The 24221-nt window shown below is 45.7% G+C and carries 20 protein-coding genes and 1 tRNA gene; 17 read left to right on the top strand and 4 right to left on the bottom strand.

The genetic code is table 11. The annotated features are described in order from the left end of the window. Positions 1 to 80: 80 nt before the first annotated feature. Positions 81 to 590 (bottom strand): YchJ family protein, encoded by a 510-nt coding sequence (locus tag ACXAH2_RS05170; RefSeq protein ID WP_475077110.1) that lies wholly within the window; start codon positions 588 to 590, stop codon positions 81 to 83. Between the two features lie 80 nt (positions 591 to 670). On the opposite strand from ACXAH2_RS05170, the gene sbcB reads away from it, so the two are divergent. The 4 genes from sbcB (at position 671) to pyrC (ending at position 6293) form a co-directional block, all read left to right on the top strand. After that, positions 671 to 2125, top strand: coding sequence for an exodeoxyribonuclease I (sbcB, locus tag ACXAH2_RS05165; protein ID WP_475077109.1), 1455 nt, complete (start codon positions 671 to 673; stop codon positions 2123 to 2125). Between the two features lie 9 nt (positions 2126 to 2134). Next, positions 2135 to 3175, top strand: coding sequence for an AI-2E family transporter (locus tag ACXAH2_RS05160; RefSeq protein WP_475077108.1), 1041 nt, complete (start codon positions 2135 to 2137; stop codon positions 3173 to 3175). A gap of 163 nt (positions 3176 to 3338) precedes the next feature. Beyond that, positions 3339 to 5168 (top strand): DEAD/DEAH box helicase, encoded by a 1830-nt coding sequence (locus tag ACXAH2_RS05155; RefSeq protein WP_475077107.1) that lies wholly within the window; start codon positions 3339 to 3341, stop codon positions 5166 to 5168. Positions 5169 to 5258: 90 nt separating this feature from the next. After that, positions 5259 to 6293 (top strand): dihydroorotase, encoded by a 1035-nt coding sequence (gene pyrC / locus ACXAH2_RS05150; RefSeq protein ID WP_475077106.1) that lies wholly within the window; start codon positions 5259 to 5261, stop codon positions 6291 to 6293. 89 nt (positions 6294 to 6382) lie between these two features. Here pyrC and ACXAH2_RS05145 read toward each other — a convergent pair. Continuing rightward, positions 6383 to 6467, bottom strand: a tRNA-Leu gene (locus tag ACXAH2_RS05145). A gap of 181 nt (positions 6468 to 6648) precedes the next feature. Between ACXAH2_RS05145 and ACXAH2_RS05140 the strand changes: the two genes are divergently transcribed. The 4 genes from ACXAH2_RS05140 (at position 6649) to ACXAH2_RS05125 (ending at position 11047) form a co-directional block, all read left to right on the top strand. Next, on the top strand, positions 6649 to 7380 hold the full coding sequence (locus ACXAH2_RS05140) for a DUF599 domain-containing protein (protein WP_475077105.1): 732 nt from the start codon (positions 6649 to 6651) through the stop codon (positions 7378 to 7380). Beyond that, entirely contained in the window at positions 7370 to 8071 is a 702-nt protein-coding gene (locus tag ACXAH2_RS05135) for an O-methyltransferase (RefSeq protein ID WP_475077104.1), read from the top strand. Before ACXAH2_RS05140 ends, ACXAH2_RS05135 begins: the two co-directional genes overlap by 11 nt. A 156-nt stretch (positions 8072 to 8227) precedes the next feature. Next, entirely contained in the window at positions 8228 to 10156 is a 1929-nt protein-coding gene (gene htpG, locus ACXAH2_RS05130; protein WP_475077103.1) for a molecular chaperone HtpG, read from the top strand. A 189-nt stretch (positions 10157 to 10345) separates the two neighbouring features. Next, the gene (locus ACXAH2_RS05125; protein WP_475077102.1) at positions 10346 to 11047 is read left to right on the top strand and encodes a dienelactone hydrolase family protein; all 702 of its coding nucleotides are present in this window, start codon (positions 10346 to 10348) and stop codon (positions 11045 to 11047) included. 118 nt (positions 11048 to 11165) lie between these two features. Here the strand turns inward: ACXAH2_RS05125 and ACXAH2_RS05120 are convergent, their stop codons facing one another. After that, positions 11166 to 12269 carry an ABC transporter ATP-binding protein gene (locus tag ACXAH2_RS05120; protein ID WP_475077101.1) on the bottom strand — a complete coding sequence of 368 codons (1104 nt, stop codon included), beginning with the start codon at positions 12267 to 12269 and terminating at the stop codon, positions 11166 to 11168. A gap of 17 nt (positions 12270 to 12286) precedes the next feature. Next, entirely contained in the window at positions 12287 to 13069 is a 783-nt protein-coding gene (locus ACXAH2_RS05115) for an IclR family transcriptional regulator (RefSeq protein WP_475077100.1), read from the bottom strand. Between the two features lie 184 nt (positions 13070 to 13253). Between ACXAH2_RS05115 and ACXAH2_RS05110 the strand changes: the two genes are divergently transcribed. The 9 genes from ACXAH2_RS05110 to ACXAH2_RS05070 are packed head-to-tail and all read left to right on the top strand — an operon-like array spanning position 13254 to position 24114. Continuing rightward, positions 13254 to 14129, top strand: coding sequence for a carbohydrate ABC transporter permease (locus tag ACXAH2_RS05110; RefSeq protein WP_475077099.1), 876 nt, complete (start codon positions 13254 to 13256; stop codon positions 14127 to 14129). Then, entirely contained in the window at positions 14129 to 14980 is an 852-nt protein-coding gene (locus ACXAH2_RS05105; protein WP_475077098.1) for a carbohydrate ABC transporter permease, read from the top strand. Before ACXAH2_RS05110 ends, ACXAH2_RS05105 begins: the two co-directional genes overlap by 1 nt. A gap of 5 nt (positions 14981 to 14985) precedes the next feature. After that, complete coding sequence (locus ACXAH2_RS05100; RefSeq protein ID WP_475077097.1) at positions 14986 to 17130, top strand: alpha-galactosidase; 2145 nt, start codon at positions 14986 to 14988, stop codon at positions 17128 to 17130. After that, on the top strand, positions 17127 to 18860 hold the full coding sequence (locus tag ACXAH2_RS05095; RefSeq protein WP_475077096.1) for an IlvD/Edd family dehydratase: 1734 nt from the start codon (positions 17127 to 17129) through the stop codon (positions 18858 to 18860). Before ACXAH2_RS05100 ends, ACXAH2_RS05095 begins: the two co-directional genes overlap by 4 nt. Continuing rightward, complete coding sequence (locus ACXAH2_RS05090; protein WP_475077095.1) at positions 18860 to 19633, top strand: SDR family NAD(P)-dependent oxidoreductase; 774 nt, start codon at positions 18860 to 18862, stop codon at positions 19631 to 19633. The genes ACXAH2_RS05095 and ACXAH2_RS05090 overlap by 1 nt, the downstream gene beginning before the upstream one ends. Then, positions 19633 to 20616, top strand: a complete 984-nt coding sequence (locus ACXAH2_RS05085) for a 2-dehydro-3-deoxygalactonokinase (RefSeq protein ID WP_475077094.1) — start codon at positions 19633 to 19635, stop codon at positions 20614 to 20616. The genes ACXAH2_RS05090 and ACXAH2_RS05085 overlap by 1 nt, the downstream gene beginning before the upstream one ends. 1 nt (position 20617) lies before the next feature. Continuing rightward, entirely contained in the window at positions 20618 to 21259 is a 642-nt protein-coding gene (locus ACXAH2_RS05080) for a 2-dehydro-3-deoxy-6-phosphogalactonate aldolase (protein ID WP_475077093.1), read from the top strand. 1 nt (position 21260) lies between these two features. Next, positions 21261 to 22139, top strand: coding sequence for an SMP-30/gluconolactonase/LRE family protein (locus ACXAH2_RS05075; protein WP_475077092.1), 879 nt, complete (start codon positions 21261 to 21263; stop codon positions 22137 to 22139). A gap of 1 nt (position 22140) precedes the next feature. Continuing rightward, positions 22141 to 24114 (top strand): beta-galactosidase, encoded by a 1974-nt coding sequence (locus ACXAH2_RS05070; protein ID WP_475077091.1) that lies wholly within the window; start codon positions 22141 to 22143, stop codon positions 24112 to 24114. Positions 24115 to 24221: the final 107 nt, after the last annotated feature.

The raw sequence follows: 24221 nt of genomic DNA, 5'->3' as shown, positions 1-24221 counted from the left end.
GAGCAATGAAGGTATTGTGGTGACATAAAGTGGGAATGATAGCAATCATTCCCACTTTTTTACTTGTATCATTGTTTGGCTCAAGCTGCCCCACAACACTTTTTGAACTTTTTGCCGGAGCCGCAAGAGCAAGGGTCGTTACGGCCAATCTTCATTTCCGCGTTATTGACCAATGGGGTGTTCTTAGCGACGTCGTGTTCACCAGAAATATAAAACCATTGATTTTTGACCTTTTTGAACAAAGAGCGTTCGCTTAAACGGCCAATGTGTTTGCCTTCCTTGAAATGGGCAGAAAAGGCCACCATACCGGTTTTGTCTTTTTCGAGGCCGTCTTCAGTGTCGGTGACTTCTAGCTTAATCCAGTGTGTATTTTGATTACTATCGCGAATGTCATCGGCCGATTGTTTAGGGTCTTCTTTGAGTTTTTGGGTGGCGGCAATGTAGTCAAAATCACCAATAGCAAACGCGGTGTAACGAGACCGCATTAAAATCTCGGCGGTGGGGGCCGTGCCCGGGTTGTTATGATACATACCGCAACACATTTCATAAGGATTGCCCGTTCCACAAGGACAATTCGCAGGGATTGGCATAGAACGACTCCTCTGATCGCCAAAAACACTCGAAGATGCGTATAATACGGTTTTTCTTTAACGGCTAACAGGAATTATTTGTGACCGCATCGGGCCCAACGTCATTTTTTTGGTTTGATTTTGAAACAACGGGAACGGACCCAGCGAGAGATCGTCCAATGCAGTTTGCCGGCATTCGAACCGATCTCAATTTTAACCCTATTGGTGAGCCTGTCATGATGTATTGTCGTCTGGCAGAAGATGTATTGCCTCAGCCAGAAGCCTGTTTATTGACAGGTATTAGTCCACAAGATGCCAATCGAGAAGGCTTGTGTGAAGCTGAATTCATGCAAGCCGTCGAAGCGGAATTAGCATTACCTGGAACCTGTGCTCTGGGTTACAACACCATACGGTTTGATGATGAAGTCGTGCGCTATGGTTTTTATCGTAATTTTATCGATCCTTATGCACGGGAATGGCAAAATAACTGTTCTCGATGGGACATGATTGATTTGGTGCGTATGGCTTACGCAATGCGACCTGACGGTATTGTGTGGCCGAAAAAAGAAGACGGTCAAGTGTCGATGAAATTGGAAGAGTTGACCAAAGCCAATAATATCGCCCATGAACAAGCTCATGATGCCTTGTCGGATGTTTATGGCACCATTGAAATCGCCAAATTGATTCGTGATAAGCAGCCAAAGCTGTTTGATTACTACTTTAAAATGCGTCAGAAGCACGAGTTGCAACAATTTATTGATCCGGTAAGAATGAAGCCCTTTCTGCATATATCGGGAATGTTTGGTCAGGCCAAGCATTATTCCGCTTTTGTGGTGCCAATTGCCCCTCATCCTACGAATAAGAACGGTGTCATTGTTTGGGATTTGATGATGGATGCACAACCCTTGCTTGAATTGTCAGTAGAGGAAATTCGCCATCGTGTCTTTACTCGTCAAGATGAGCTGGGTGAACTGGAAAGACTACCATTAAAGGTAATTCATTTTAATCGCAGTCCAGCCGTTGCCCCAGCAACCTTTTTGAAAGATGAAAGGGTGGTGAAACGACTTGGCTTAGACGGAGAAGTGTGCCGTCATAATCTTGCCAAAATCAAACAGCATAATGGCTTAGCGGCGAAATTGAGCGATGTGTTTTTGCAAGAAGAGAGGCCCATAGATAAAGATCCAGATTTGATGCTGTATTCCGGTGGCTTTTTCTCTCGTGAAGATAAAGCGAGGATGGAAACCATACGCAGTACACCGGCACATGCCTTGTCAGAATTAAGCTTATCTTTTGACGATCGTCGTTTACCGGAAATGCTAATGCGTTACATTGGACGTAACTATTCTGAGCAGTTAAACGATCAACAGCGCATGGAGTGGGAAGAATATCGTCAGATTCGTTTGCTTGAAATAGACGGAGGAGGTTCCATTAATATGGAACAATATTTCGCCCGTTTGAATGCGTTAGCACAGGATCCAGAATTGCCCAGTAGTAAGCAAATTATGCTTCAAGACTTGGCGGATTATGCGCAAAGTATTTACCCTATGGCTATGTAAGGACAAACAATGAGTGAGCATCATAAAGGTACGCAATGGTTGGTTGGCTTTGCTGCTTTCATCATTATTATTGCTGGTTTAAAGGCCGCATCGCAGATCGTGGTGCCGTTTATGTTGGCGGTTTTCATTGCCATCATTTGTGCCCCTGCCATGTCTAGCTTGCGTCGTCGTAAAGTACCCACTTGGCTTGCTATTATTGTGGTAGTCATGCTCATTTTAGTCGGCTTGGGTTCGGTGGCCTTGTTAGTAGGAGCATCACTAGACAGTTTCTCCAGTCAATTACCAAATTATAAGCAAAGGTTTGCTGAAGAAATGTCGGGTGTTATCCGATTGCTGAATGATCTGGGGGTGCATGTTTCCTATGATCAAGTGAAGGGCTATATCGATCCTTCCTCTTTGATGCAAATGGTCGCCAATGCTTTACGTGGTTTGGGCAGTGCTTTAACCAATTTGATACTGGTGGTGATGATTGTGATCTTCATTCTATTTGAAGCTGTTGAGTTGCCACATAAATTATCCTTGGCCTTAACGGATGCGTCCCAATCCATGGGGCGATTCGAAACCTTCATTAACTCTGTTAATCGCTATTTGGTGATTAAAACCTTGGTGAGTATCTTAACTGGTGTATTGATTACTGCCTGGTTATGGGTGTTGGGCGTTGACTTTCCAATTTTGTGGGGTGTATGTGCTTTTTTGTTGAACTTTGTGCCAAACATAGGTTCTATTATTGCTGCTATTCCCGCTGTTTTGCTGGCTTTTGTGCAGCTGGGTGGTTTGTCTGCAGGACTAACGGCTCTGGGCTTCGTCGTAGTAAATTTGATTGTCGGTAACATGATAGAACCAAGATACATGGGGAGAGGCTTGGGCTTATCGACCTTAGTGGTCTTTTTATCTTTACTCTTGTGGGGGTGGGTATTTGGTCCAGTAGGCATGCTGTTGTCTATCCCCTTAACCATCATTGTTAAATTGGCCTTTGAAGCCAATCCAAAAATGCGCTGGTTGGCGATTATGTTGGATTCGGATAAAGGCGCTTCAGAAGCTGAAAAATAAGCAATTTTGTCGAGTATTAGCGCCAAACTTGGTAGCTTATTTTAGATTACTTGTATATAATGCCGCACTTAGATTTTCCTCTAGAGAAATCCCAGAGAAGTTTCGTTGAGGCATGTAAATAGTTACACGCCTTACTCCCACCAAAAGAAAGGTACACATTTACATGTCTGATGCTGATATTCAGCCTACATTTGATTCGTTGGGCTTAATTGCCCCTGTTCTTAAAGCGGTTGCTGACCTAGGTTATGAACAACCCTCTGCTATCCAAGCGCAAAGTATTCCATATCTGTTAGAAGGTCACGACCTTTTGGGGCAAGCGCAAACGGGTACAGGTAAGACGGCAGCGTTTGCTTTGCCGCTCTTGTCTCGCATTGATGTGACAGATAAAACGACACAATTACTTGTATTGGCTCCAACTCGTGAACTTGCTATTCAGGTCTCTGAAGCATTTCAAAGTTACGCTCGCAACATTCCAGATTTTCACGTATTGCCCATTTATGGCGGCATGTCTTACGACACACAATTGCGTCAATTACGCCGTGGCGTGCAAGTTGTTGTTGGTACGCCAGGACGAGTGATGGATCATATCCGTCGTAAAACCCTTAAACTGGAAACCCTAAAAGCACTTGTGCTAGACGAAGCCGACGAAATGTTGCGCATGGGGTTCATTGATGATGTTGAGTGGATTCTTGAACAAACACCTCAAGACCGTCAAATCGCTTTGTTTTCGGCAACTATGCCATCTGTGATTCGTCAAGTGGCTAAGCGTCACCTGAACAATCCTAAAGAAGTGAAGATTGCGACCAAAACCTCAACAGCAACGACTATTACTCAAAAATACTGGCAAGTAAGCGGTCTACACAAGCTAGACGCCTTGACGCGTATTTTGGAGATGAACGAGCACGATGGCATGATCATCTTCGTTCGTACTAAAGCGGCAACGGTTGAGTTGGCTGAAAAATTGACCGCTCGCGGCCATGCTTGTGAAGCCTTGAACGGTGACATTAGTCAGAATCTGCGTGAACGTACGGTTGAGCGTATTAAGAAAGGTCAAATTGATATTCTTGTCGCGACTGATGTGGTAGCGCGTGGTTTGGACGTTGAGCGTGTCAGTCACGTGGTTAACTATGATATACCATATGACACGGAATCCTACGTACACCGCATTGGTCGTACCGGACGTGCTGGCCGAACCGGTACCGCTATCTTGTTTGTAGCGCATCGTGAACGTCGTATGCTGCAAGCGATTGAGCGTGCCACTCGTCAGCCTATTGAAAAAATGAATTTGCCGACAGCATCTGATATTAATGAGCAGCGTGTTGGTCGTTTTAAACAACGTATTACGGATACATTGGATAATGAAGATCTCGATTTCTTCCTTGAATTAGTACAAAGCTACCAAAAAGAGAATGAAGTGGATCCACTAAAAATGGCGGCTGCTTTAGCGCACATGGCGCAAGGTAAAACACCATTGCTATTATCTGAGATGGAAGTGCGTCAAGAACGTCGTGAGCGTCGTGAAGGTCGTGAAGATCGTGCACCTCGTGAACGTAAGGTGCGTCCAGTAACAGCCGATGCTATGCCTTTGAAAGATGATCCAGGTATGCCAATGACACGCTACGTGGTGCAAGTGGGTTACAATGCCGGTGTTAAGCCAGGCAACATTGTCGGTGCCATTGCCAACGAAGCGTCAATCGAAAGTCGTTACATTGGTCATATTGAAATCTATGAAGATTTCGCCACTGTGGACCTGCCATCTAGCTTGAGCTCAGGTGTAATGGGTAAATTAGGCAAGATGCGTATTTGTGGTCAGCGTACTGATATTGCTAAATTGGAAAACGCCGATGAGTTGAACAAGCGTGCAGCCTCGCCATCTGGTCGTCGTCGTTCAAATGGCGGAGAGCGTCGAGGTTATGGTGATCGTCGCCGTTCAAATGGCGGTGGACGTGATCGTGGTGAACGTCGTTCACGCGCACCACGCAAAGACAGTTAATCTTGATTTAAAAAAGCCGCTTATCCAGCGGCTTTTTTGTAGCTAACTCATAAAGCATTCGTTAATTATTATTTATCTTAAGGGCAGAAGATGAACGAAATTACCATCATTAAACCAGACGATTGGCATTTACATTTTCGTGATGACGATATGTTGTTAGAAACCGTTCCTGCAACGGCACGTTGTTTTTCCCGCGCTATCGTAATGCCAAATTTGGTTCCGCCAGTGGTGAATGCGGACATGGCAATGGCTTATAAGCAGCGTATTTTAGCTGCGCGTCCTGAAGGCAGTGACTTTATGCCGCTGATGACCTTGTATCTTACTGATAAAACCAGTGTGGAAGATATTAAGGCGGCGAAAGCGGCGGGTGTGGTCGCGGTGAAAATGTACCCAGCGGGCGCCACGACAAATTCAGATTCGGGCGTGACCTCTGTGGAGTCTCGTTACCCAGTTTTTGAAGCCATGGCTGAACATGATATGTTGCTGTTAATTCATGGTGAAGTAACCCATAGTCATATTGATATCTTTGATCGTGAAAAAGAATTTATTGATCAGCACATGACAAAAATTGTTGAGAATGTACCGAATCTCAAGGTGGTGTTTGAGCATATTACCACCAAAGACGCAGCGGATTTTGTGCTGTCTGCCCGTGAAGGGGTTGCCGCGACTATTACGCCACAACATTTAATGATGAATCGCAATGATATGCTCGTGGGTGGTATACGTCCGCATTATTATTGTCTGCCTGTTCTTAAACGCGCCACTCACCAAGAAGCTTTGCGTCAAGTGGTGGCATCCGGTTCCAATCGTTTTTTCCTTGGGACGGATTCCGCGCCTCATGCTCGTAATAAAAAAGAAAATGCCTGTGGATGTGCTGGTTGTTACAGTGCTTGGTCAGCCTTGGAGCTTTACACCCAGGTATTTGAAGAGCTTGATGCGTTAGATAAATTAGAAGGTTTTGCCAGCTTGCATGGTCCAGACTTTTACGGCCTTCCTCGTAACACAGATACTGTGACACTGCTGAAAGAAGATTGGCAAGTGCCAGACAGTATTACTTTGGCGAACGGAGAGCCGATTGTGCCTTTCTATTCTGGCCAAGATGTGTCTTGGAAACTAAAAGCTTAAGCGTCAGGTTCAGCTAAATACAAAGAACCGAATTCAATAAGGGGTTCGGTTTTTTATTGAGGCTAATAGATAAAGAAAGTATTAAAGAATGGTGCGGATGGAGAGACTCGAACTCTCACGCCGTGAAGCACTGGAACCTAAATCCAGCGTGTCTACCAATTCCACCACATCCGCAAGTCTTGTAGGAAGCTGGCATCTTACCGATATTCTTAACGGATGCAAGTCTTTTGAAACTGTATTGAACAATAAATCTCAATAATGGGATGAAATAATATCGGCTATAAATTGACACAGATACTATGAAAAATGCTCTAATTAAGCATGTGATGTTGTTGTCTAGGAGGGGCTGAGTATTATGGAGAATCATTCTGTGTTCTTGTTTTTTAATCCGTTGGATTTAATGACTTTATTTGTGTTTTTTGCTTGTTGGTGGGGCTACGCTTTTTATGCTCAGTATAACTCCAAAAGACGTTCATGTTTGGTGAGCGTATTGCATCAGTTTCGCTTGGCTTGGATGTTGAGATTGTTACGTCGAGATAATCGCATTGCCGATGCTTCTGTGATGGCGAACTTGGAACGCAGCAGTTTGTTTTTTGCTTCCAGCAGTTTATTGATTATTGCGGGTCTATTTACTGCGTTTAATTATTCAGAGAAAGCATTAGGCATTATTTCTGACTTTTATTTATTGGCACCTATCAGTCAACAGGAATGGGAGTTGAAGATCATAGTGCTGGTGGTTATTTTTGCTTATGCCTTTTTTACTTTTACTTGGTCAGTTCGACAATATAACTTTTGTTCTGTGTTAGTCGGCAGTGCTCCTTTAGCAACCGAACGGGGTATTGAAGACAGTGAACGAGAACTTTATGCTAGCCACATGGCGCTAGTCTGCAGTTTGGCCGCGAACCAATTCAACTATGGTTTAAGAGCTTATTATTTTGCTATGGCGTTTTGTGGTTGGTTTTTGGGGCCATATTTCTGTATGGCGGCCAGTGTGATAGTGGTTGGAGTGCTTTATCGTCGAGAATTTCGCTCCAAAACCTTTAAAACCTTAAGTCGTGGATTGGTGATGACGTCAAATGCTGCCTAATTTCCCCAAGCCAGTTTCTGAAGACAATCGCCCAGTTAATCGTACTGTAAAGGTCGATGACAAATTGTACAATTATTTGATTGATCACTCGGTACGAGAATCTCAAGTATTAGAAGATTTACGTCGGGAAACGGCACAATACCATATGGCACGCATGGCGCTTTCGCCAGAAGTCGGCCAGTTTTTAACCTTATTAGTAAAGCTGTTAAACCCTCAAAAGGTGATGGAGATTGGTGTCTTTACTGGTTATAGCACCATTTCTATTGCTTCGGGCTTGTCTGCTAATGCCAGCATGTTGGCAATAGATAAAAAACAAATGTGGCTCGATATTGCGAATAAATACCTAGTGCAAGCTGACCTATCGGCAAAGGTGGACACCTTGTGTGCTAGTGCGCTGCAAGTGATGCAAGAAAAAGTGCAGCAAGAAAGTGAAAGTTTCGATTTCCTCTTTATCGATGCGGATAAGGCCAACTTACTGAATTACTATTCCCTCGGCAAAAAGCTCTTGCGTTCTGGTGGCTGCATGGTGATAGACAACACCTTGTGGTGGGGGAATGTGGCTGATGAAAGCTTCGATGACAAAGACACTAAGATTGTGCGCCGACTTAATGACACTATTCATCAAGATCCTGATGTCAGTTTGTCACAATTGCCCATAGGTGATGGCTTGACCTTAGTGCGAAAAAATTAGCGCACAGCCGAGCAAGAATTTGAAAAACCACAAAAAAATTGCGTATAAGCCTCTTGAAATCCCATCAAGAGGCTTTATTTATGTTGCACATGTGAAAACTGATATACCTTCGCCTTCTTTATGGGAAGGTTCAATCAACTAGGAGCAATAAATAACATGGCAACTGATACTCAAAAAGAAACGTTAGGGTTTCAGACGGAAGTAAAGCAACTACTTCATTTGATGATCCACTCTTTGTACTCAAACAAAGAAATCTTTCTTCGTGAACTTATTTCAAATGCGTCTGATGCGGTAGATAAGCTTCGCTTTGAGTCTGTCTCGAACGCTGACCTATTATCTGATGACCCAAATCTTCGTGTGCGTGTTGAGTTTGATAAAGACACAGGCACCGTCATTATTGATGACAATGGTATTGGTATGTCTCGTGAAGAGGCCATTGCTAACTTGGGTACCATTGCCAAATCTGGAACATCGGCATTTCTGGAACAGCTCAGTGGCGACCAGAAAAAAGACAGCCAGTTGATTGGTCAATTTGGTGTGGGCTTCTATTCTGCTTTTATCGTCGCTGACAAGGTAACGGTTGAGACGCGTCGTGCCGGTACGGCTGAAGGTGAAGCGGTACGTTGGGGATCTGACGGTTCTGGTGAATTTACGATTGAAAACATCGAAAAAGCCACCCGTGGTACACGCATTACTTTGCACTTAAAAGCAGACGAGAAAGAGTTTGCTGACAACTACCGTTTGCGTAGCTTGGTGACAAAATATTCCGATCACATTTCCATTCCAGTAGAGATGGAAAAAGTGGTTTATCCAGAAATGGATGAAGAGGGTAACCCAAAACCTGTCGATGAAAATAAAGCCCCTGAGTTTGAAGCGGTAAACTCAGCGAAAGCTTTGTGGACTCGCCCTCGTAACGAAGTAAAAGACGAAGAATACCAAGAGTTCTACAAGCACATTTCACACGATTTCCAAGAGCCATTGAAATGGTCGCACAACAAGGTTGAGGGTAAGTTGGAATACACTAGCTTGCTTTACATTCCTTCCAAAGCGCCATACGACCTATGGAATCGTGATATGCAGCGCGGCCTGAAGTTGTATGTGCAGCGTGTTTTCATTATGGACGAAGCGGAAGCTTTCCTTCCTCCATACATGCGCTTCGTGAAAGGGGTGGTCGATTCTAATGACCTTTCTTTGAATGTGTCTCGTGAAATCCTGCAAAACGACAGCGCAGTGGATTCTATGCGCTCTGCTTTGACTAAGCGTGTTCTGGATATGCTGTCTAAAATGGCGAAGAACGACCCAGAAACCTACCAAACTTTCTGGAATGAGTTCGGTAATGTGCTGAAAGAAGGCCCAGCGGATGACATGGGCAACAAAGACAAGATTGCGGCCTTGTTGCGTTTCAGCTCAACTCACACAGACAGTGCTGATCAAACAGAATCTTTGGCTGACTATGTTTCTCGTATGAGCGAAGGTCAAGATAAGATCTACTACATCTACGCAGAAAATCACAACACAGCTAAAAACAGCCCGCACCTAGAAATCTTGCGTAAGAAAGGTTTTGAAGTCTTGTTGTTAAGTGATCGTATTGATGAATGGATGATGTCATCTCTACAAGAGTTTGAAGGTAAGTCTTTCCAAGACGTGACCAAAGGCAAACTTGATATCGCTGAAGATGAGAGCGAAGAAGCTAAAAAAGAGAAAGAAGAAAAAGCAGAGCAAATTAAACCTCTTCTAGAGCGCATGAAAAACGTCTTAGAAGAGCAAGTTGCCGATGTGAACTCAACGGATCGTCTAACCAACTCACCAGCTTGTTTGGTGGTAGGTGAATACGATATGGGTCTGCAGATGCGTCGTTTGCTTGAGCAGGCGGGTCAAAAACTGCCAGATTCTAAGCCTACCTTGGAAGTGAATCCAGATCACCCAATCGTGGTGAAAATGGATGCGGAAGCGGACGAAGAGCGTTTCGCTGACATGGCTTGGTTGTTGTTCGAACAAGCCACTTTGTCAGAAGGTGGTCAGTTAGAAGACCCTGCAACCTTTGTTTCTCGCATGAATAAGTTGATTGTGCAATTAAGCCAATAAGCCAACTTCTTCTCTGAAAAGCCGGTGTGGCCATTAGGTCATACCGGTTTTTTTGTGCCTGTTTTTTTTATGGTTAATACAATACAGTTAACCAGCATTATGACAATAAAGAGGCAAAGCGACTTATGGCGTTGCCTTGACAAAAAGCTCAGGGCTAGACTGGATGAACTTTATGAATGGAGGTGATCTATGAACCAAGATTTTGATTTTTTGTTTAAACACAATATCGAGCGACAGCATTATCAAATAGGTGCAGAGGCGAATTCTACTCCTTTACAGATAATCCTCTGGCCAACTTTCTCCGGTTTGAGTGATTTTGAAAAGCAGTTTGCAGATCGTTTAGCCGCACAAGGTTACGCGGTAACGGCGATTGATTTATACGGTCAGGGGCAAAACCCTCAAGACTTACCCGCAAAGCAAGCCAAAATGGGAGCCTTGCTGGCTGAAGCGGAATCTTTGCATGGCTTGCAACTGGAATTAACTCAGCAGGCATTGCAGGGAAATTCTCCTATTGTGCACATTGGTTTTTGCTTGGGTGGACGTTTGGCGTTAGAAGCGGGATTGCATTTTAAAGAAACCCTAGGGGCGGCAAGCTTTCATGGTTTGATGTCTTTCTATCGAGCGCAATCGGCAGAACTCGCCAATCAAGACGTAAAACTCATGATCATGAATGGATATCAAGATCCTTTGGTGAGCGATCAAGATGCTCAAGCTGCCAAAGAGTACTGGTCTGACTTGGGGATTGATTTTCAGTTTTTTGATTTTGGTAACACTGTGCATTCCTTTATGCTACCAAGTGCCAACAATCCTGATCATGGTAGCCAATATAACCCTGTCGTGGCTAAGCGTGGTTTTGCTTACCTCACGCATTTTTTAGCGGAATTGTCTTAAATCGCCCACTCATTTGGTGAGTATTGCTGTTAACGACAGTTGATTATCAATAAAAAGCCACTTCATCGTTCAATGAAGTGGCTTTTTTAGTTTATTAAGAACAAAGCAATGCTGATGCTTATCTTTTTGGAACAGGGCGTTGGATGATGGATTCGCCATCTTTATTGAAAAGGTAGCAATCCTGTGTCTTGATGCCAACGGTGATGTTTTCGCCATGACGCGTTAAGTTGCCCCCACTGATCTCAATGGTCAGTTTTTCATTGCCGTATTGACCGTATAGATAGGTTAGGCCACCAAGGTGTTCCGCCACGTCAATGTCTAAATTCAAACTAAAGTCAGCCGACTCTGTGTCTTCAGTGATGTGTTCAGGGCGCACGCCCAATTTGATCTGGCTGTTCACTGATACCTTGTTGGTATCAACGGGTAATTGAATGCTTTGTCCTGCGACCGCAATGGTGGCTAAGTTGTCAGCATCGATACTGGTGATGCTGGCGGCAAGGAAATTCATTTTTGGTGAACCAATGAAGCCTGCGACAAATTCGTTATTAGGGTTGTGGTAAAGCTCTAATGGCGAGCCAACTTGCTCCACGTTACCGGCACGCAATACGACGATTTTGTCTGCCAAGGTCATGGCTTCTACTTGATCGTGAGTCACGTAAATCATGGTGGATTTGAGGCGATTATGCAGTTGTGCAATCTGGATGCGCATATCAACACGTAATTCGGCATCCAAGTTGGACAAAGGCTCATCGAATAAGAAAACCTCAGGTTGACGCACAATGGCGCGGCCAATGGCGACACGTTGACGCTGACCACCTGAAAGTTGTTTGGGTTTGCGGTCAAGCAATTCGTTTAATTGCAAAATATTCGCAGCATTCGCCACTTGTTCTTTGATTTTTTCTGCTGCAATACCATTCATTCGCAGGCCAAAACTCATGTTCTCTTCCACTGTCATGTGAGGGTAGAGAGCATAAGATTGGAAAACCATGGCCACACCGCGATCCGCTGGTGCGACGTCATTCATGTTAACGTTGTTGATCTCTAGGCTGCCTTCGGTGATGTCTTCAAGGCCGGCTATTAAGCGCAAAAGGGTAGACTTACCACAACCTGATGGACCGACAAAGACAACAAATTCGCCGTCTTTTAAATCCAGGTTGACGCCATGAATGGTTTCTATGTCATTAAATCGTTTGATGACGTTTGTTAGTTTTATCGTCGCCATAATGGACTTTTCCTATGCTATTTTGAGGCCTTGGCCCCCATTCGAATGGATACTTTCGTACAGGCGTCTTTGACCAGTGTTTGAAAGTGTTGAAAGCGAGTATCATCGACGCGGAATTTCGGAGCGGTAATGCTCATCGCGGCAATGGGTTCATGATTGTGATTTAAAATCACCGAGGCCGCGCATTGGATGCCTTCTTCGTGTTCTTCTAAATCTAAAGAAACGCGACTGGTACGGATTCGGCTAAGCGCCGCGCGTAATTCAGTCTCGTTTTTTAAGGTGGCTTGGGTGTGTTCAATAAAGCTTTGTTCTTGGATGGCTTGCGCCAAACTCGCTTCATCTAAAAATGCCAGCATGGCTTTGCCAACACCGGTGCAATAAGCTGGGCCTTTTTTGCCCACTGCCGAAAACAAGCGCAGACTCTTTTGGCTTTCTAACTTGTCTATATAGATGACTTCGCCACGGTCTAACACAGCTAGGTGGATGGTTTCGCCTGTTTCTTGCCAAAGAGATTTCATTTGATCTGCGGCAATATCACGAACATCCATGCTCGCCCAAGCCTGATGAGCTAATTCTAATAAACCATAGCCTGGGTGATAGAGTTGGCTTTCTTCGTCAAAACGCACTAAACCTTTATCAGCAAGTGAGGTGAGGGTGCGGTGTGCAGTGGCTTTTGGTAGGTCGGTTTTTTCAACCAATTCAGCAAAGCGTAAAGGCACAGGTGTCATACACACTTCTTGCAGAAGGGTAAGTGCCTTATCGAGAGAGGAACCACCTGTTTTGTTGTCCGATACCACCATTGTTTTTACCTTGGTTTTTTCTTGTTATTTGGGGTCAAAAACACCCTGTTAAAAATGTTCTGAAAACAGTATTGCAAAAAATGGAACTTTATTCCATTATTTTATTAGGCGAGTTAAGTGTCAAGTTTTGCAATTGATGCTAATCACAAAAATAAAGTTATAAAAATAAAGAGGTATGTGCGCCATGCAGAAGTTGCATAGCAAACAGCAGCAATGGATGCCGGTTCTGTTTTTAGCACCCGCAGTCATTTTGTTTGTAGTCTACGTTATTTTTCCCATATTACAGAGTATCTGGTTAAGCTTTTACGAATGGGATGGTATCGGCGACAAGGTATTCGTTGGTTTTGATAACTACATCGAGTTGTTCGATGATTATCAATTCTGGGTGGCGTTGAAAAACAATATTTATTGGTTGGTTTTCTTTATGCTGGCGCCGCCAATTGGACTCGCCATTGCGCTGTTCCTCAATCAAAAAGTCATGGGTATTCGTGTTGTTAAATCCATGTTCTTTTTTCCTTTCGTTATTTCACAGGTTGTTGTCGGTCTAGTGTTCTCTTGGTTCTACGATCCGTCTTTTGGCTTATTCAATAAAGCCATTGGTGTGTTTGGTTTTGAGCCAGTTGCGGTTTTATCAGACGAAAACTGGGTTACCTTTGGCATCATAGTGGCGGGGCTATGGCCGCAAATTGCTTACTGCATGATCTTGTACCTCACAGGCTTAAATAACCTCAATCCGGATCAAATCGAAGCCGCACGTTTGGACGGTGCACATGGTTGGAAAATGTTACGTCATGTGATCTTGCCTCAGTTGCGACCAGCAACCTTTATTGCTGTGGTGGTAACCGTGATAGGGGCGCTGCGTAGCTTCGATTTGGTGGCGACCATGACCAGTGGCGGGCCGTTTGGTTCTTCCAGTGTATTGGCCTACTTCATGTACGAACAATCCATTTTCAATTATCGCGCGGGCTATGGTGCTGCTATCGCGACGGTATTGTTCTTAATTATGGATGTCTATATTGCCTACTTCTTGTGGCGTATGCTGAAGAGTGAGAAAGCCTAATGTTTCCTACACCTGTTGAAAAACGATCTTTACCTTTTAATCTGAGTTACCGTGTTGCTATTTGGGTCGCTTTGTTGCTCTGGTTGCTGCCGTTAATTGCTGTCATGTTGACCTCGGCGCGATCCACTGCGGACATTAACGCGGGTAACTATTGGGGCATACCATCTGAGTGGATGTTACTAGAGAACTATACTCTGGTGTTCACTGAAACCCCTATGTTTCGCTATTTGTTGAACTCTTTGATTATTACCTTACCAGCTGTATTTGGTGCCGTAGCCCTGTCTACATTAGCGGGTTACGCCCTTGCCAAATTTAAATTTCGCGGCAATGTGGCCATGTTTGCTACCTTTATTGCGGGTAACTTTGTGCCATTTCAGATTTTGATGATTCCGGTGCGTGATTTAACAATAGGCATGGGGTTATACGATACGGCAACGGGTCTGATTATCTTTCATATTGCCTTCCAAACCGGCTTTTGTACCTTGTTTATGCGTAACTTCATTGTGGGGTTGCCAGATGAGTTGATTGAAGCGGCGCGTGTTGAAGGTGTCAGCGAGTGGAAAATATTCTGGTATGTTGTTTTGCCTTTGGTAAGGCCCGCTTTAGCGGCCTTGTCTGTATTGATATTTACCTTTATTTGGAACGACTACTTCTGGGCATTAGTCCTAGTGCAAAGTGATGAAGTTCGACCTATTACTGCTGGCATCAGTGCGTTGAAAGGTCAGTGGATGGCGTCTTGGCAGTTAATTGCAGCGGGTTCCATTGTGGCGGCGTTACCACCGGTTATCTTGTTCTTTGCCATGCAGCGTCACTTTATTGCTGGTCTGACTCTGGGGGCCACAAAAGGGTAATCGCCATGTCTCTATCACAACAAACAAGTTTGTACCGTGTCGATCAAGGTGACAAAACATTGGTGATTGCTTGTCATCAAAAAGCGTCCCCTGAATTGGTGTTTTTTGGTGATGCTTTGCCAAAAGAGACGTCATTAGAGTCAGTGTATTTGTCACAACAAGCGGGTATTCCTCAGGCCATGCTGGATCAGCCAGCTGCGATGAGCCTCATTCCAGAAGCGGGTCGTGGTTGGTTGCAATCGCCAGCCGTGGAAGCGCACGCCATAGACCGTCCAGTATGGGCCATGTGCTGGCAACAGGTTCGCGTCGACCTGCAAGGTCACGACATATTTATTGCGCTTGAAGACCCGATTGCCCAGCTGGCGCTGACATTACAAATTGGCTTGTTGCCTTCAGGGGTGTTGCGCCAGCAAGTGACATTAACCAACTTGGGTTCTGCTCATGTCCAAGTGCAGCGTTTGGCTTGTACCATGCCGGTGAGTGTCGAGTTAACGGAACGCATCAGCTTTTACGGTCGTTGGTGTCAAGAATTCCAACAAGCTAGAGAGCCGTGGCAAAGTACTTGGCAGCAAGAGAATCGCAATGGCCGAAATGGTCATGCCAACTTTCCAGGCGTGATCTTGGGGGAATCGGGCTTTACCGAGCAACAAGGTCAAGTGTTGGGCATGCATTTGGCGTGGAGTGGTAATCACAGATTAAAAGCCGACTACAGCATTGAAGGGCATCGCTATTTGCAAGCAGAAGCCTTGTACTTGCCTGGAGAAATAGTGCTCGAAGCGAATGAAAGTCTGACATCGCCGCCAATGTTGGTCAGTCATAGTTCTTGTGGAGCAAATCAAATGAGTCAGGCTTTCCACTGCGAAGCCCGAGCTCGATTGCAATTAAACAAACCTCGACCTGTTCATTTAAACACTTGGGAAGCCTTTTACTTTGATCATGACATGACCAAATTAAAAGAGTTAGCCTCAGCGGCGGCTGAGGTCGGCGTGGAACGCTATATATTGGACGATGGCTGGTTCAAAGGGCGTAATGATGATCATGCTGCCTTAGGGGATTGGTTTGTTGATGAAGCCAAATACCCAGATGGTCTCATGCCTCTAATCCGTCATGTAAAAGCATTAGGCATGGAATTTGGACTTTGGTTTGAGCCTGAAATGGTGAACCCAGATTCCGACTTGTATCGCGCTCATCCAGAATGGGCGCTGCAACTGCCACAATACAGTGCCTGTTTAGGGCGCAATCAATTGGTGCTCAATCTCGCCATTCCAGAAGCCTATGATTATCTGCGTGAGCGCTTATTCGATCTTTTCAAAGCCTATCCCATTGATTATGTGAAATGGGATATGAACCGAGATTATTCTCAACCCGGTGGTGCCATTGCACCGCAAGCGCACGCTCAGGTAATGGCCTTGTACCGTTTGTTGGCAGAGATCAATCAAGCCTTTCCTAATATGGAAATCGAAAGTTGCTCCTCTGGTGGCGCACGAGTGGATTTTGGTATTTTGAATTTCACTAAACGCTTTTGGGCATCGGATTGTAATGATGCCTTGGAACGTCAAAGCATACAGCGTGGCTTCAGTTACTTTTTCCCCCCCGAAGTCATGGGCTCCCATATTGGGCCTGACAAGAGTCATACCACGAGTCGTGTGCACGATGTGGCATTTCGTGCCGGCACGGCCATGTTAGGTCATCTTGGTATTGAGTGGAATTTGTTGGAAGCCAATGCCCAGCAAAAAGCCACTATTGCCAATTGGATTAAACAATACAAGCGTACTCGTGATTGCCTTCATCAGGGGAACAATTGGCGTTTGCCGAGCGCAGATGGCCGTGCACAAACCCAGTGGGCGCTTAGTCAAGACGCGCAGCAAGGGGTCGCGGCTTACTGCCAGCTTGCCATGCCAAAGCAAGCGCAAACCTTGCCGATTCGCTTACCTGGCTTAATTGCTGAGCAGAATTACCAAGTTACAGTATTAGAACACAGCCCTTTACCAGGTCATTTAATGAAAGCCAAACCGGCTTGGTGGGACACAGAATTACATTTAAACGGTGCCAGCTTGATGCAGATCGGAGTGCAACTTCCCATCTTAGATCCAGAGTCCATTGTCTTATTGGAAGTCAAGGCTGTGCCCAGTTCGGAGAAAAACGCATGAGTGATGATAACAAAAGCAAAAAGCCGTTACGTAGCCAAGAATGGTACGGAAAACTCGATAAGGACGGCTTTATTCATCGCAGTTGGATGAAAAACCAAGGCTTACCAGATCACAGTTTTGATGGTCGACCTATCATTGGTATCTGTAACTCTTGGAGTGAGTTAACACCTTGTAATGCCCACTTACGCGAATTGGCTGAATACGTGAAGCGCGGTGTATGGGAAGCGGGCGGTGTGCCGCTTGAATTCCCTGTAATGTCGCTGGGTGAAACGCAAATGAAACCGACGGCCATGCTGTTTCGAAACCTGATGAGCATGGACGTAGAAGAATCCATTCGAGCCTACGGTATGGACGGCGTGGTTTTATTAGGTGGTTGTGACAAGACAACGCCTGCGCAATTAATGGGGGCCTGTTCGGTGGATTTGCCGGCCATTGTAGTGAGTTCAGGTCCTATGTTGAACGGTAAATATCGTGGTAAAGACATAGGCTCAGGTACCGATGTATGGAAATTCAGTGAGGCAGTGCGTGGTGGCAAAATGAGTCTAGACGAATTTATGCGCGCTGAATCTGGTATGTCACGCTCTCGTGGTACCTGTATGACCATGGGAACCGCGTCCACCATGTCTTGTTTGACCGAAGCTTTGGGTATGTCTTTACCGGAAAACGGTACGCTTCCGGCAGTAGACGCTCGTCGTCAGGCGTTGGCTCATTTGACCGGTATGCGCATTGTGGAAATGGTCAAAGAAGACCTCAAACCATCGGACATATTGACCAAATCGGCGTTTGAAAATGCCATTCGAGCCAATGCCGCCATTGGAGGTTCGACCAATGCTGTGGTGCATTTATTGGCGATTGCAGGTCGTGTCGGTGTGGAGCTGACATTGGATGATTGGGATCGCATCGGCGCCGAAATTCCCTGTCTGGTTGACCTCATGCCGTCTGGTCGTTTCCTAATGGAAGATTTCCACTATGCTGGTGGTTTTCCTGCCTTAATCCAACGCTTGAAAGGCGCCTTTGATATGCAGGCGATGACGGTGTCGGGTTCCAGTCTTGCCGACTCAACCAAAGAAGCGGAATGCTTTAACGACGAGGTTATTCGACCGCTAGACAAACCACTGCGCGAAAAAGCGGGTATTGCAGTACTGAAAGGCAACCTATGTCCACAAGGTGCCATTATTAAACCCAGTGCCGCCACGCCAGCTTTGCTGCAACACACGGGCAAAGCCGTGGTGTTTGAAAACATTGAAGATTACAAGGCACGTATCGATTCACCTGAACTGGAGGTGGACAAAGACTCTATTTTAGTGCTGAAAGGCTGTGGTCCTAAAGGTTATCCAGGTATGCCAGAAGTGGGCAACATGGCACTGCCAAGCAAGTTGTTAGAGCAAGGTATCACCGACATGGTGCGCATCAGCGATGCTCGTATGAGTGGAACAGCCTTTGGGACTGTGGTGTTGCACGTGGCACCAGAAGCCACCATGGGTGGCCCATTAGCACTGGTGAAAAATGGCGATGAAATTACCTTAGATGTAACTGGACGTGGTTTGCATTTACACATTTCGGATGAAGAGATGGCAGAGCGTCAAGCGAACTGGCAAGCACAAGAGAGTGAGTATCAGCGCGGTTACGCCAAACTTTATATCGATCATGTGATGCAAGCCGATCGCGGAGCCGATCTTGATTTCTTAGTGGGCAAAAGTGGCTCAAAAGTGAGTAGGGAGTCTCATTAATGGCAAATAATAACAATAAAACCTCTTACCCAAGTTTGGCTGGGCGACATGCTTTGGTCAGTGGCGGCGCATCTGGCATAGGTGAGGCGTTGGTGCGTGCTTTAGCAGCACAAGGCTGTAAAGTCAGCTTTTTTGATATTGATCAGAAGGCTGGAGACACCTTAGTAAGTGAATTGCAACAACAGGGTCATCAGGCGCATTTTAACTTGGTGGATCTAACGCAAATTGAGCTATTAAAAACAACCATTGCCGCACGCATTGATGTTTGGGGTGCGGTGCGTATCTTGGTCAATAATGCGGCCAATGATCATAGGCACAGTTTGCAAGAATTGACCTCAGAGCAGTTTGATCAATGCATGGCGGTGAACCTCAAGCATCATTTCTTTGCAGCTCAAGCGGTTGCACCGGGAATGGCCGCCGCTGGTGGCGGCAGCATTATTAACATGAGTTCCAATTCTTGGATGCTAGGTTTGGCTGGTTACCCAGGTTATGTCACAGCCAAAGCAGGTATCTCTGGTTTGACCAAAGGCTTAGCCCGCGAGCTTGGTGCAGACAAAATCCGTGTGAATACGGTATTGCCAGGCTGGGTCATGACGGAAAAACAAAAACGCTTGTGGCTAACGCCTGAAGCGGAAGCGGAATTAATGACCCAACAAGCCTTAAAAGAAAAGATTGAGCCTGAAGATGTGGCGGATCTGGTGCTCTTCTTGGGTGCGGATGACAGTCGTATGATTTCAGGTCAGAGTCTTGTCGTCGACGGAGGGCGTTTGTAATGACCTCCGTAAAATCTGTTTCGCCATTATCAAATTCCTCAGCAAACTTCATTGCAGTAGATTGGGGAACCACCAACCTGCGCGCCTTTTTGATGAATCAGCAGGGGCAAATCCAAGCTCAGCGAAGCAGTGATAAGGGGATGTTAACGCTGTCGAGTGACGAGTTTGAGACTGTTTTAGCGGATTTGCTTGGCGATTGGCTTGAAACCGGCTTACCCATATATATGGCGGGCATGGTTGGCAGTCGTGGTGGCTGGCAAGAAGTGCCTTATCAAACCTGCCCTATGCCATTAACTGAGCTTGCCAATCATCTGCATTGGTTAACGACCTCATTGCCAAATCAAGTCGCCATCGTACCGGGCCTGCAAAGTCAGGGTGTTGCTGGTATGGCGGATGTTATGCGCGGTGAAGAAACTCAGTTGTTAGGCGCGTTGGATTGGTTGGAAAGTCACAATCTAATTAGTGAAGATCGGGTGTTTTGTTTGCCTGGAACTCACTGTAAATGGGTTCAAATTGAACAAGGGCAAGTGACGGGCTTCTCAACGGCCATTACCGGTGAGCTGTTTGCTCGTCTGAATGATGAATCCAGTTTGGTAAAAGGCTTGCCCCAATCAAGTGAATTAAACGAGCACGCTTTCCTACAAGGTCTTCAAGCCAGCCAACAAGCAGGTGGCATCATGCACCAATTATTCAGTGCACGCAGCCGTTATGTGTGTGGTGAATTGGCCGCCGATGAAGTGCGTGATTATTTGTCGGGCATAGTAATAGGCCACGATGTAAATGATATTTTGGCAGATCTACCTCAGCCAGTGAAAAGTGTATTGATTATAGGCAGCAAAGGGCTAAATGAGCGCTATCAACTCGCCTTAGCTCAACAGGGTCTTAAAGTTGATTTCATGGAAGCGGGTGAGGCTAGTATTCGTGGTTTAAAACGTTTGGCAAATTTAACGTCTCCTACGCCAAATTTAGCAGAGGGAAAATAAAATGACGCATTCCTTTGATGCATTTATGCAAGAATTTCCTATGGTTGCCATTTTGCGAGGTGTGCAACCAGATGAAGTGGTTGAACATACGCAAGTCTTATTAAATGCCGGCTTTAAGATGATTGAAGTACCATTGAATTCTCCGGATCCCTTTACCAGCATTCGTCTTTTGCAAGATACCTTTGGTGAGCAAGCCTTAATTGGTGCGGGAACGGTTTTAACACAGCAAGACTTGGCGAAACTCATTGCCACTGGTGCGGGCTTGATGGTTTGTCCTCATACCGATGTTGAGCTGATTAAAACCGCAAAACAAGCCGGATTATTTGCCTTGCCGGGCTTTTTCACTGCCAGCGAAGCCTTTGCTGCCTTACATGCGGGGGCCGATGGCTTAAAACTCTTTCCGGCAGAAGCCTTACCTTCACTTAAAGTGATTAAAGCCTTGGGCGCGGTGATTCCGAGTGATACTTGGATTTGCCCTGTGGGAGGTGTCACACCTGATAATGTGGCGGAATACTTTACCGCCGGTGCCAAAGGTTTTGGTTTGGGTTCGGCCTTGTACAAAAAAGGCCAATCTGTTGCCACAACAAAAGCCAATGCACAGGCGTTTGCAAATGCTTGGCAAGCTTGGCAGGGAGCTAACTAAAATGCAGCAAATCAGTGTACAACGTCATCAATTGGCAGAAGGCCCGTTTTGGTGCGCACAGCAGCAAGCTTTGTATTGGGTAGACATTCCAGCTTGTCAGGTGTGGTGTTGGCATCAGGCCAGTAATCAAACCCAGCATTGGACCTTGCCGAAAAAAGTTTCGGCCGTCTTTACCACGCAAGGTGAGCGTCTGTTAGTGACCTTGGCAGATGGCGTTGCTTATTTGGATAAGCGAAGCGGTGAGCTGGAATACTTGTGTGAGCTTGATGCAGACATTCCAGGTAATCGTAGTAACGATGCTAAGTGTGACCCAGACGGTACTTTGTGGGTAGGAACCATGGATGACGCTGAGCAAAAAGCCAGTGGTCGTTTATGGAAAGTCACTTCTGAAGGTAAGAAAACCCTGATGTTAGAAGGCATTGGTATTTCCAACACCTTGGCGTGGGACTTATCTCGTGGTCGTTTTTACTTTGGCGATTCCATGACTCGCAAAGTACACGCGTTTCCTTATCCAGAATTCTACGATATTCGTTCTCAGAAACCTTTTTTTGAAGTGAAGGAAGGCATTGGGGCGGATGGTTCTTGTATTGATCAGCAAGCTTGTTTGTGGAATGCCAATTGGGACGGTTCTCGCATTGTGCGTTATAGCCCTGAAGGTGAGGTGTTACAGACGATTGAATTGCCATTTAAAAAGCCAACCAGTTGTGTTTTTGGTGGTGTGGATGGCAATACTTTATTTATCACTTCTGCCAGTGTGGCAAGCAGTGAAGAAGAACTGGCTAATCAGCCATTAGCAGGTCATGTGGTGGCGATCGATCTTAAAGCAGAGTACGGCATAGACGTGGCAGGTGAGCCAAGCCAGCCGTTTGCTGGAGCATAAAATGAAATTAGGTGTGTGTTATTACCCAGAGCATTGGCCAAAAAGCCGTTGGCGAGCCGATGCTGAGCATATGAAAAAAATCGGCATAGAGTACGTTCGTGTCGGTGAGTTTAGTTGGAGCACCATTGAACCAACACCGGGCGAATTGCACTGGCAATGGTTGGACGAATCACTGGATATTTTGCATGAATACGGTTTGAGAGTGATCCTTGGTACACCGACTGCAACACCACCTAAATGGTTGGTGGATCGTTATCCTGGCATGTTGGCGAAAGATGAACAGGGTCGCGTACGGGGTTTTGGTTCGCGTCGTCACTACACCTTTGCCAGTTTGGAATATCGAGAAGAATGCCGTCGTATCACCAGTTTGATGGCGCAGCGTTATGGTCAGCATCCAGCGGTTGCCTCTTGGCAAACTGACAATGAGTTTGGCTGTCACGATACGATTTTGAGCTATGCAGAAGCGGATTTAGCGGCATTCCGTATTTGGTTGAAAGACAAATATGACACCATTGAGGCGCTAAATCAGGCTTGGGGTAACGTGTTTTGGAGCATGGAATACCGCAGCTTTGATGAAATAGAATTGCCAAATTTGACGGTAACCGAAGCCAATCCTTCTCACCGTTTAGACTTTCAGCGTTGTTGTTCCGATCAAGTGGTGGCCTACAACAAGTTACAGGTGGATATCTTGCGAGAGCATTCTGCCGGTCGTGATTTGGTTCATAACTACATGGGCTTTTTCACGGCGTTTGATCATCACAAAGTGGGACAGGATCTCGACGTCGCCAGCTGGGACACTTACCCACTCGGTTTTCTCGATCAAGAAGCCATTTACAGCGAACAAGAAAAACACACTTATTTGCGTGTCGGACATCCTGACTTCGGCGCTTTCCACCATGACTTATATCGTGGTTGTGGCAAAGGTCGTTTGTGGATCATGGAACAGCAGCCAGGGCCGGTAAACTGGGCACCACATAACCCGACCCCTGCGGATGGGGCAGTGCGTTTGTGGACTTGGGAAGCCTTTTCTCATGGTGCTGAGCTGGTGTCGTATTTTCGTTGGCGTCAGGCACCCTTTGCGCAAGAGCAAATGCACGCCGGTTTGCTACGACCTGATGCAGAAGAAGCCGAAGCTGCTAAAGAGGCGGCACAAGTGGCACAGGAAGTCGCGCAATTGTCTGCTTCATTGGGGATGGATGCGGATGAACTGCTGTCTTTACCGAGTGCTGGTAAAGTCGCCTTGATGTTTGATTATGACGCTTGTTGGTCATTGGACATTCAGCCGCAATCACGAGCCTATCGCTATTTGTTCTGGTGTTATCGCATGTATGAAGGGCTGCGTGAATTGGGCTTGTCTGTTGACATCATTCCCGCCAACGCTTCGTTGGACACTTATCAAATGCTAGTACTGCCTGCGCAAGTTCATATTAGTGATGACTTATTAGCGCGTTTAGAATCATTTGATGGGGTGCTGCTAGCAGGCCCAAGAACGGGCAGTAAAACCGCAAGTTATCAGATTCCCGAGAATCTAGCGCCTGGCCCATTGGCTAACATAATGCCGTTGCAGGTTGAGCGTGTTGATGCCTTGCCAAATCACACTCAATTGGCGGTTTCTGGTGCTTGGGGTGAGGGTTTGCTGAAACATTGGCATGAGCAAATTTCAACGGACTTACCTTGCTTATTAAAAGACAACGCAGGTAATCCAGTATTGGTCGGTCAAGGTCAACATTATTACTTAGGTTCTTGCCTGGATAATGCTGCGTTGAAAGCCAGTTTGGCTAAATTGGCTGAAAAAGCAGGGCTAGCAACCTATTACTTGCCGAAAGGCTTAAGAATCCGTGAGAGAGGCGAGCTCATTTTTGTGATGAATTACGCTTCTCATACTATTGATTTCGTGCCAGAAGGAGCGGAATTGGTGATCGGTAGTCGTCAAGTTGGGGCGGCGAGTGTGGCGATTTGGAAGAAAAAATCCTAAAGCAAAAAAATAAAGTGGAACTAAGTTTCTTTTATTGAAAAATTAGTAAATTTATTCGATACTGAAACTTGGTTCCAGTAAATAAAAAGAAAAAGAGGACTTGCTTA

The sequence above is a fragment of the Marinomonas sp. ABL3_031 genome (assembly GCF_056161265.1).
Note: the sequence above shows the minus strand (reverse complement) of the source record. Positions and strands in the feature narration are given on the sequence as shown.

Coding starts and splice junctions, on each gene's coding strand:
- ACXAH2_RS05170 (WP_475077110.1), bottom strand. CDS start 590: ATGCCAATCCCTGCGAATTGTCCTTGTGGAACGGGCAATCCTTATGAA.
- ACXAH2_RS05160 (WP_475077108.1), top strand. CDS start 2,135: ATGAGTGAGCATCATAAAGGTACGCAATGGTTGGTTGGCTTTGCTGCT.
- ACXAH2_RS05155 (WP_475077107.1), top strand. CDS start 3,339: ATGTCTGATGCTGATATTCAGCCTACATTTGATTCGTTGGGCTTAATT.
- pyrC (WP_475077106.1), top strand. CDS start 5,259: ATGAACGAAATTACCATCATTAAACCAGACGATTGGCATTTACATTTT.
- ACXAH2_RS05140 (WP_475077105.1), top strand. CDS start 6,649: ATGGAGAATCATTCTGTGTTCTTGTTTTTTAATCCGTTGGATTTAATG.
- ACXAH2_RS05135 (WP_475077104.1), top strand. CDS start 7,370: ATGCTGCCTAATTTCCCCAAGCCAGTTTCTGAAGACAATCGCCCAGTT.
- htpG (WP_475077103.1), top strand. CDS start 8,228: ATGGCAACTGATACTCAAAAAGAAACGTTAGGGTTTCAGACGGAAGTA.
- ACXAH2_RS05125 (WP_475077102.1), top strand. CDS start 10,346: ATGAACCAAGATTTTGATTTTTTGTTTAAACACAATATCGAGCGACAG.
- ACXAH2_RS05120 (WP_475077101.1), bottom strand. CDS start 12,269: ATGGCGACGATAAAACTAACAAACGTCATCAAACGATTTAATGACATA.
- ACXAH2_RS05115 (WP_475077100.1), bottom strand. CDS start 13,069: ATGGTGGTATCGGACAACAAAACAGGTGGTTCCTCTCTCGATAAGGCA.
- ACXAH2_RS05110 (WP_475077099.1), top strand. CDS start 13,254: ATGCAGAAGTTGCATAGCAAACAGCAGCAATGGATGCCGGTTCTGTTT.
- ACXAH2_RS05105 (WP_475077098.1), top strand. CDS start 14,129: ATGTTTCCTACACCTGTTGAAAAACGATCTTTACCTTTTAATCTGAGT.
- ACXAH2_RS05100 (WP_475077097.1), top strand. CDS start 14,986: ATGTCTCTATCACAACAAACAAGTTTGTACCGTGTCGATCAAGGTGAC.
- ACXAH2_RS05095 (WP_475077096.1), top strand. CDS start 17,127: ATGAGTGATGATAACAAAAGCAAAAAGCCGTTACGTAGCCAAGAATGG.
- ACXAH2_RS05090 (WP_475077095.1), top strand. CDS start 18,860: ATGGCAAATAATAACAATAAAACCTCTTACCCAAGTTTGGCTGGGCGA.
- ACXAH2_RS05085 (WP_475077094.1), top strand. CDS start 19,633: ATGACCTCCGTAAAATCTGTTTCGCCATTATCAAATTCCTCAGCAAAC.
- ACXAH2_RS05080 (WP_475077093.1), top strand. CDS start 20,618: ATGACGCATTCCTTTGATGCATTTATGCAAGAATTTCCTATGGTTGCC.
- ACXAH2_RS05075 (WP_475077092.1), top strand. CDS start 21,261: ATGCAGCAAATCAGTGTACAACGTCATCAATTGGCAGAAGGCCCGTTT.
- ACXAH2_RS05070 (WP_475077091.1), top strand. CDS start 22,141: ATGAAATTAGGTGTGTGTTATTACCCAGAGCATTGGCCAAAAAGCCGT.